General features: G+C 61.5%; 6 protein-coding genes. 5 read left to right on the top strand and 1 reads right to left on the bottom strand.

The window, feature by feature from the left end:
• The coding region (locus AC1DWI_RS09115) for a protein adenylyltransferase SelO family protein (protein WP_477724708.1) at positions 1 to 830 on the bottom strand (830 nt) is incomplete at its 3' end.
• 123 nt (positions 831 to 953) lie between these two features.
• Between AC1DWI_RS09115 and AC1DWI_RS09110 the strand changes: the two genes are divergently transcribed.
• From AC1DWI_RS09110 to AC1DWI_RS09090, 5 genes are all read left to right on the top strand, one after another.
• Positions 954 to 2582, top strand: a complete 1629-nt coding sequence (locus AC1DWI_RS09110; protein WP_477724707.1) for a 3-(methylthio)propionyl-CoA ligase — start codon at positions 954 to 956, stop codon at positions 2580 to 2582.
• A gap of 298 nt (positions 2583 to 2880) precedes the next feature.
• The gene (locus AC1DWI_RS09105; protein WP_477724709.1) at positions 2881 to 4143 is read left to right on the top strand and encodes a branched-chain amino acid ABC transporter substrate-binding protein; all 1263 of its coding nucleotides are present in this window, start codon (positions 2881 to 2883) and stop codon (positions 4141 to 4143) included.
• Positions 4144 to 4254: 111 nt separating this feature from the next.
• Positions 4255 to 5208: a branched-chain amino acid ABC transporter permease gene (locus AC1DWI_RS09100; protein WP_477669517.1), complete on the top strand. Its 954-nt coding sequence runs from the start codon at positions 4255 to 4257 to the stop codon at positions 5206 to 5208.
• Between the two features lie 10 nt (positions 5209 to 5218).
• Positions 5219 to 6511 (top strand): branched-chain amino acid ABC transporter permease, encoded by a 1293-nt coding sequence (locus AC1DWI_RS09095; RefSeq protein WP_477669518.1) that lies wholly within the window; start codon positions 5219 to 5221, stop codon positions 6509 to 6511.
• A gap of 105 nt (positions 6512 to 6616) precedes the next feature.
• Positions 6617 to 7361 (top strand): ABC transporter ATP-binding protein (locus AC1DWI_RS09090; RefSeq protein WP_477724706.1); only part of this gene is annotated, 745 nt, incomplete at its 3' end.

Below are 7361 nucleotides of genomic sequence, written 5' to 3'. Positions count from 1 at the left end.
GGGCCATAGTCAATGGTCAGCCCCAGGATGCTCATGTTGTCGGTGTTCATGACGCCATGGCAAAAACCTGCAGCCTGCCACGCAGCCATAAGGTGTGCGGTCTTTTCGCTGACGGCCTCCAGTAGCGCCGCATAAGGTTGCTTTGCCTTGCGGCAGGCGGGGTAAAACCGGTCGATGACGTAGTCGGCCAGCACCTTGAGCTGCGCATGCTGGTCGTTGTAGCTGAAATGCTCGAAGTGGCCGAAGCGGATGAAGCTTGGCGCGGTGCGGCTCACCACGGCGGCGGTCTCGATCTCCTCGCGCCGCACGGCTGCATCGGAGCCGGTAACGCACAGCGCCCGCGTGGTGGGAATGCCCAGGCCATGCATCGCTTCCGAGCACAAAAATTCGCGAATCGAGCTGCGCAGTACAGCCCGGCCATCACCCATGCGGGAGTAGGGTGTTTTGCCGGCGCCCTTGAGCTGGATTTCCTGCGGCCCGCGCGGAGTACTGATTTCGCCCAGCAACAAGGCGCGGCCGTCACCGAGTTGCCCGGCCCAGACGCCAAACTGGTGACCGCTGTAGACGCTGGCCAACGGCTCGGAGCCAGGCAGGACGCCATTGCCGCTCAAGGCTTCCAGGGCTGCCTGTGATTCAAGCCATTCTGCGCCCAGTCCCAGCTCGTGCGCCATGCTGCGGCTGCGGCCAACCCAATAGGGGTCAGGCAGGGACTGCGGCCGCAAGCGGGTGTAGAAGTCGCCACCCAGTTGGGCGAAGCTGTTGCTCCAGGTCAGCGAGGTACCGGCAGAGGAACCTGCATCGTCGGGCGCCGGAAGGTTTGCAGAGGTCATCGGCAAATTGTCCCCTACCTGACATGAACCCGTGATTTCACGGGCAATCCCGCATGACCGTCATGGTGCGCTGCGGCATGATGACCGCTTGCTGAACACTATTTAACCAATGGAGACTTCCCGATGCTTGGGTTAATGCAAAGCCAGCCGCTGCTGATTTCCGGCCTGATCGAATTCGCGGAGCGCCATCATGGCGACGCCGAAATCGTCTCGCGCCGCGTGGAGGGCGACCTGCATCGCTACACCTACAAGGATGTCGCCCATCGGGCGCGCCGGGTTGCCAATGCGMTGGACGGCCTGAAGCTCGCATTCAGCGACCGCGTTGCCACGCTGGCCTGGAACGGCTACCGGCACCTGGAGCTTTATTACGGCGTGAGCGGATCTGGCCGGGTGCTGCATACCATCAACCCGCGCCTGCATCCGGACCAGATCGCCTGGATCGCCAACCACGCCGAAGACCAGGTGTTGTGCTTTGACCTGAGTTTTCTGCCGCTGGTGCAGGCCGTGCATGCCAGGTGCCCGACCATCAAGCACTACATCGCGCTGTGCGACGCTGACAAGTTGCCGGCCGATTCGGGCATTCCGGATTTGCAAAGCTACGAAAGCTGGATGGGCGCACAAAGCGCCGACTACGCCTGGCCCAGTTTTGACGAAAACACCGCTTCCAGTATGTGCTACACCAGCGGCACCACGGGCAACCCCAAGGCCGCACTCTATAGCCACCGTTCCAGCACGCTGCACGCCTACGCGGCCGCGCTGCCTGACGTAATGTCCATCTCCGCACGGGATGCCATCCTGCCCGTCGTGCCCATGTTCCATGTCAATGCCTGGGGCATTCCGTACTCGGCCGCGCTCACCGGGGCCAAGCTGGTGTTTCCAGGGCCTGCGCTCGACGGCAAATCGATCTATGAGCTGATTGAGGCCGAAAAGGTCACTTACGCCGCCGGCGTGCCCACCGTTTGGCAGATGCTGCTGACACACATGAAGCCGTCAGGGTTGAAGTTCTCCACCTTGCGCCGCACCGTTATCGGCGGCTCAGCCTGTCCACCGGCCATGATCAATGCCTTCCGTGAAGACTACGGTGTGGAAGTGCTGCACGCCTGGGGCATGACCGAGATGAGCCCGCTGGGTACGCTGTGCGCGCTCAAGAACAAGCACGACACGCTGCCGGAAGCAGAAAGAATGAAGATACGCCTCAAGCAGGGGCGCGCCATCTACGGCGTCGACATGAAGATCGTCGACGCCAACGGTGAAGAGCTGCCCTGGGACGGCAAGGTCTTTGGCGACCTTTACGTCAAGGGGCCGTGGATTGTGCGCGAATACTTCAAGGGTGAGGGCGGCGACCCGCTGGTGGACGGCTGGTTCCCGACGGGCGACGTCGGCACCATAGACGCCGACGGTTATCTGCAAATCACAGACCGCAGCAAGGACGTGATCAAGTCCGGCGGCGAATGGATCAGCTCCATCGAGATCGAGAACATCGCCGTGGCGCACCCGGCCGTCGCCATGGCTGCCTGCATAGGCGTGGCCCATCCCAAGTGGGATGAGCGCCCCATCATCGCGGTCGTGAAAAAGCCCGGCATGGAAGTCACGCGCGACGAGCTGCTGCGCTTCTACGAAGGCAAGACCGCCAAATGGCAAATCCCCGACGACGTCGTCTTCGTCGACGCGATTCCCCTGGGCGCCACCGGCAAGATGCTCAAAACCAAGCTGCGCGAACTTCTTAAAGATTACAAATTGCCACAGGCCTGAGCGCTGCCATAGAGTGGGGCGGTATTAATCAAGCAGGGGCCGCGGAACCGGCTTTGCCGGGCCGCAGGCGCAGCGGCCCCCTCGGGGGGCAGCGACACACGAAGTGAGGAGCGTGGGGGTCACGTTCGTGACATCGGCTAGGGCATTCCCTGACGCAGTGCAACATCATTTGACCTAACCTTTGCCGGTTCCCTCTGCGGATTCACCGCGCATTCATACAATTTCCAGGAGACAAGGGATGACAACCCAGAACAGATTTTTCGCACGGCATGCAGGCATCGCCCTGGCGGTGTCTTCCATGCTTTACAGCGGCRTGGCGCTGGCCCAGGCGCCCGCCAAGGCCGCAGCGCCGGCCAAAGCTGCAGTGGCAGCACCGGCCACCGGTGCCGTCAACCTGAACCAGACTGTCAAGATCGCCTGGCTTGATCCACTGTCCGGCCTGATGGCGGCCGTGGGCACCAACCAGCTCAAGGGCTTCCAGTTCCTGGCCGAGCAGTTCAGCAGGAAGAACAGGGCCGGCGTGAAGTTCGAGATCATCGGCATCGACAACAAGCTCAGCCCACAGGAAACCACCAACGCGCTGAAGTCGGCCATCGACCAGGGCGCGCGCTACGTGGTGCAGGGCAACGGCTCCGGCCCGGCGCTGGCCATCATGGACGCGCTGTCCAAGTACAACGAACGCAATCCCGGCAAGGAAGTCGTCTACCTCAACTACGCCGCGGTGGACCCGGACCTCACCAACAGCAAGTGCGACTACTGGCACTTCCGCCTGGATGCCGACACCTCCATGAAGATGGAAGCGCTGACGGCCTTCATGAAGGACCAGCCCGACATCAAGAAGGTCTACCTGATCAACCAGAACTACTCGCACGGTCAGCAGGTCGCCAAGTTCGCCAAGGCCAACCTGGCCAGCAAACGCCCCGACATCCAGATCGTCGGCGAGGACCTGCACCCGCTGGCGCAGGTGCGCGACTTTGCGCCCTACATCGCCAAAATCAAGCAGTCGGGTGCCGACACCGTGATCACTGGCAACTGGGGTTCCGACCTCTCGCTGCTGGTGAAAGCCGCCAACGAAGCGGGCCTGAACAACRTCAAGTTCTACACTTATTACGCCGGCGTCACCGGCACGCCGACCGCGCTGGGCGCGGCCTCGGCCGGGCGGGTCTACATGGTGTCCTACAACCACCTCAACATGGGCGGCGAGATCCAGCAGGTCCAGGCCGACTACAAGAAGAAGTTCAACGACGACTTCTACACCGGCGCGATCTTCCATGCCTTCACCATCCTGACCGAAGCCATGGCGCAGACAAAATCGACTGAACCCGCCGTCGTGGCCAAGGCCATGGAAGGCCTGCGCTTCAAGAGCTTCAACGGCGATGTCGAGATGCGCAAGACCGACCACCAACTGCAGCAGGGCCTCTACATCGACAAATGGGAAAAAGCCGGCGGCAAATACCCTTACGATGCCGAGAATACAGGCTACACCTTTGTGCCGGTCAAATACTATGAGCCCTATGTGGCCAGCACGCCTACCTCTTGCCAGATGAAGCGTCCGGGCTAAGACCCTGGCGGCCGCCTGACCGGCGAAGGCCCGACCCATTCGGGCCTTTTTCTTTATCCCGGCAGTTTCCTGCCCGTATCTGTTTTACCTTCCAGCTTCAGGCGGTCATTGATGAATTTGGAATTTTTCACCATCTCCCTGCTTAACGGCCTCAGCTACGGGCTGCTGCTGTTCATGCTGAGCTCCGGCCTGACGCTGATCTTCAGCATGATGGGCGTGCTCAATTTTGCGCACGCCTCCTTCTACATGGTCGGCGCCTACATTGCCTACAGCACCTCGCAGGTCATCGGGTTCTGGTGGTCGCTGCTGGTGGCACCGCTTTTGGTGTTTGTGATGGGCGCGGCCTTCGAGCGCTTTTGCCTGCGCAAGGTGCACAAGTTCGGCCATGTGCCCGAGCTGCTGGTTACCTTCGGGCTGTCCTACCTGCTGCTGGAGCTGGTGCAGCTGGTATGGGGCCGCTCGGCCGTCAACTATGTGTTACCGGAGGGTTTGCAGGGCCCGCTGTTCACGGTGTTCGGCACCAACTTTCCCAAGTCGCGCGCCTTCATCATGTTCATTTCGCTGGCCATGCTGGCCGGCATCTGGCTGCTGCTCACGCGCACACGCATCGGCCTGGTCATACAGGCCGCGCTCACCCATCCGGAAACGGTGGAAGCGCTGGGCCACAACGTGCCGCGGGTCTTCATGCTGGTCTTTGGTGGCGGTGCCGCGCTCGCGGGCCTGGCCGGCGTCATTGGTGGCAATACCTTTGTGACGGAGCCCGCCATGGCCGGCTCGGTCGGCGCCATCATCTTTGTCGTCGTGGTGGTGGGTGGGATGGGTTCGCTCAGCGGCGCTTTTCTGGCTTCACTGCTGATTGGCCTGATCCAGACCTTTGCCGTGGCCATGGACCAGTCGCTCATGACGCTGCTGGCCAAATTCAGCTACACCGTGACGCCTGATTCCTTCGGCTATCCGTTGCTCAAGCTCACCATTTCACAGGTCGCCCCCATTCTGCCGTTCCTGTTCCTGGTGCTGATCCTCATCTTCAGGCCCAAAGGTCTACTGGGCACACGCGAAGGCTAGGCAGACCAATATGACTCGACCCTTTCACGAATTCAAACCCTATAACGTCGGCCGCTGGCTGTTGTGGTCGCTGTACGCGCTGCTGCTCATCGTCGCGCCGCTGATGTTCAAAAGCAGCCTGGCGCTCACCATGCTGTCGCAGGCCGGTTACCTGGTCATCATCTGCCTGAGCTACAACATCCTGCTGGGACAGGGCGGCATGCTCAGTTTCGGGCATGCGGTCTATGCCGGGCTGGGTTCTTTCCTCGCCGTGCACGCGATGAATCTGGCCACCAAAGGCAGCTTCTACATCCCGCTGACGCTGATTCCGCTGGTGGGTGGCCTCTCGGGTCTGGTTTTTGCTGCGCTGCTGGGATACGTCACGACCAAGAAGGCCGGCACCACCTTTGCCATGATCACCCTGGGCGTGGGTGAACTGGTGTTTGCGATGTCGCTGATGTTCCCCGAGTTTTTCGGCGGTGAGGGCGGCATCACCACCAACCGCGCTTATGGCAGGCCAGTTTTCGGCATCAGCTTCGGCCCGCAGATCCAGGTCTATTACCTGATCGCCTTCTATTGCTTCATCTGCACGGCGGCCATGTTTGCGTTTACCCGCACGCCACTGGGCCGCATCCTGAACGCGGTGCGCGACAACCCCGAACGCGTGGAGTTCATCGGATACAACACGCAGCGCGTGCGCTACTACGCCTTCATCATTGCCGGTTTCTTCGCCGGTATAGGTGGCGGTCTGGCGGCCATCAATTCGGAAATCGTCACGGCGGAAGTGGTGAGCGGTGTGCGCTCGGGCAGCCTGCTGCTGTTCACCTTCCTGGGCGGGGCGACATTCTTCTTCGGCCCCATCATCGGCGCCGGCCTGCTGGTGCTGGCGCTGATCCTGCTTTCAGAGCTCTCCATGGCCTGGCTGCTCTATGTAGGCCTGATCTTCCTCTTCATGGTGATGTATGCGCCCGGTGGTATCGCCAGCCTGATCATGATGAACTTGCGCGTGGCCTCTTTCGGCAAGCTGCGGGAATTGTGGGTGGGCTACCTGGGACTGGCCGTGACAGCGCTCACCGCGCTGGCCGGCGCGGCCGCCATGGTGGAAATGATTTACCACCTGCAGCTCAACGCGGCACTGGGCCCCGAACTCGGCTTCATGGGCGTGCGGCTCAACGCCACCAACCTCAACAGCTGGCTGGGCGCCGGCTTCGTGCTTGTCACCGGCCTGGGCCTGTTTGAGCTCACACGCCGGCAATTCCTCACGCAATGGGGCCAGATACAAAATGACATCGAGAAAGAAATCAAGCGAAGGGAATTACTGTGAGCCCCCACGCTCGTCACTTCGTGTACGTCGCTGCCCCCCGAGGGGGCGCTGCGCCTGCGGCCCGGCAAAGCCGGTTCCGCGGCCCTGGCTGGTGGGGAGGTTGATATGAACTATTCGCTTGAACTCAAAGACCTGCGCAAGAGCTTTGGCAAGACCGAAATCATCCGCGGCGCCAACCTGAAGGTGCAGGCCGGCGAGCGCGTCGCCATCATCGGGCCCAACGGCGCGGGCAAGTCCACGCTGTTCAATCTCATCAGCGGCCGTTTTGAGCCCACCAGCGGCGAAGTGTTGCTCAACGGCCAGCGCATCGACGGCAAAAAGCCGTTTGAAATCAACCGGCTGGGCTTGTCGCGCAGCTTCCAGATCACCAATATCTTCCCCAAACTCAGCGTGTTTGAAAACCTGCGCTGCGGCGTGCTGTGGAGCCTGGGCTACAAGTACACGTTCTTCCGCTTCCTGGCCGACCTGGATGACGCCAACGAGCGCGCCGACGAGTTGATGGCCATGATCAAGCTCGACAAAAAGCGTGACGTGCTGGCCACCAACCTGACCTACGCCGAGCAGCGCGCGCTGGAAATCGGCATCACGATTGCAGGCGGCGCCAACGTCATCCTGCTGGACGAACCGACGGCCGGCATGAGCCGGTCCGAGACCAGCCGCTTCATCAACCTGATCAAGGAGGTCACCGTGGGCAAGACCCTGCTGACGGTGGAGCACGACATGGGCGTGGTGTTCGGCCTGGCCGACAAGATTGCGGTGGTGGTTTATGGCGAGATCATTGCCTACGACACGCCCGAGGCCGTGCGCGCCGACCAGCGCGTGCAAGAGGCGTATTTGGGCTCTTCAGTAG

This window comes from Polaromonas sp. P3_C2 (genome assembly GCF_056402675.1).
The sequence above is the reverse complement of the archived record's forward strand: the minus strand, read 5'-3'. Positions and strand labels throughout refer to the sequence as shown.

Excerpts from the sequence above, each read along its gene's own strand:
- AC1DWI_RS09100 (WP_477669517.1), top strand. The coding sequence starts at position 4,255 with ATGAATTTGGAATTTTTCACCATCTCCCTGCTTAACGGCCTCAGCTAC.
- AC1DWI_RS09095 (WP_477669518.1), top strand. The coding sequence starts at position 5,219 with ATGACTCGACCCTTTCACGAATTCAAACCCTATAACGTCGGCCGCTGG.